The following is an 846-nucleotide window of genomic DNA, read 5'->3' as shown; positions in this document are numbered from 1 at the left end:
ACTAACAACCGAAGTCGATCTCCAAGTCAAAGAGCGGCGGGCCGCGCCCGCCGCTCTTTGACTTGGAGATCGACTTCGGTTGTTAGTTGTTGCCGAAGAGGTTGCGGTCGGCACCTTGCGGAGCAGACTTCTGGGTGGTGTCACCCGACGAGTTCAGCAGCTTGTAGACCGGCGAACCGGTGTTGCGTACCGAAGAGGTGCGCGTGCTGTCGACCGAAGTCGTGGCGGCAGGCTGATTGGCACCATTGGAGCCAAAGTTGTCGCTGCCGGCGAAGGCATTGCCGGTGATGGCCAGAACGGCGGCGGCAGCAATAAGGATCTTGTTCATTTTAGTCTCCTGAATTCTGGATTTCGCCAGGACGGCAGACACAGCTGCCGTCGGTTGCGAAATTGGTTGTTAGCGACCGAAGAGGTTACGGTCGCTGCCCTGAGCGGGCGTCTGGGCAGCCGGTTCCGAGGTCTTGGTGGAAGCCGTGTACGACTGGTCCACAGCGGCGGCAGGCTGGTTCGGGCCGTTCGAACCGTAGTTGTCGCTGCCCGCGAAAGCGCTGCCGGTGATGGCCAGAACGGCGGCGGCAGCAATGAGGATCTTGTTCATCTTGAATACTCCTGAATGTCTGAATTTCGCCAGGGCGGCGGGCGAGCCCGCCGTCGACCGGAAAACTGGGAATCGGCTGTTAGTTGTTGCCGAAGAGGTTGCGGTCAGCACCCTGGGCAGGCGCCTGAGCAGCCGGTTCCGACTTCTTGGTCGAAGCGGTGTACGAGCTGTCGACAGCAGTGGCTGCCGCGGCGTTCGAACCGTAGTGGTCGCTACCAGCGAAGGCGCTGCCGGAAATGGCCAGAAGG

The 846-nt window shown here is 61.1% G+C and carries 3 protein-coding genes; all 3 read right to left on the bottom strand.

Annotated elements, in window-relative coordinates; genetic code table 11:
• Positions 1-82: 82 nt before the first annotated feature.
• Positions 83-328 (bottom strand): DUF680 domain-containing protein, encoded by a 246-nt coding sequence (locus EN925_RS37875; protein ID WP_027160993.1) that lies wholly within the window; start codon positions 326-328, stop codon positions 83-85.
• A 69-nt stretch (positions 329-397) separates the two neighbouring features.
• On the bottom strand, positions 398-598 hold the full coding sequence (locus tag EN925_RS37870) for a DUF680 domain-containing protein (RefSeq protein ID WP_013528267.1): 201 nt from the start codon (positions 596-598) through the stop codon (positions 398-400).
• 79 nt (positions 599-677) lie between these two features.
• A partial coding sequence (locus EN925_RS37865; protein WP_128337463.1) for a DUF680 domain-containing protein occupies positions 678-846 on the bottom strand: 169 nt, incomplete at its 5' end.

The organism is Mesorhizobium sp. M7A.F.Ca.US.006.04.2.1 (assembly GCF_004022915.1).
GTDB lineage: Bacteria > Pseudomonadota > Alphaproteobacteria > Rhizobiales > Rhizobiaceae > Mesorhizobium > Mesorhizobium ciceri.
The sequence above is the reverse complement of the archived record's forward strand: the minus strand, read 5'-3'. Positions and strand labels throughout refer to the sequence as shown.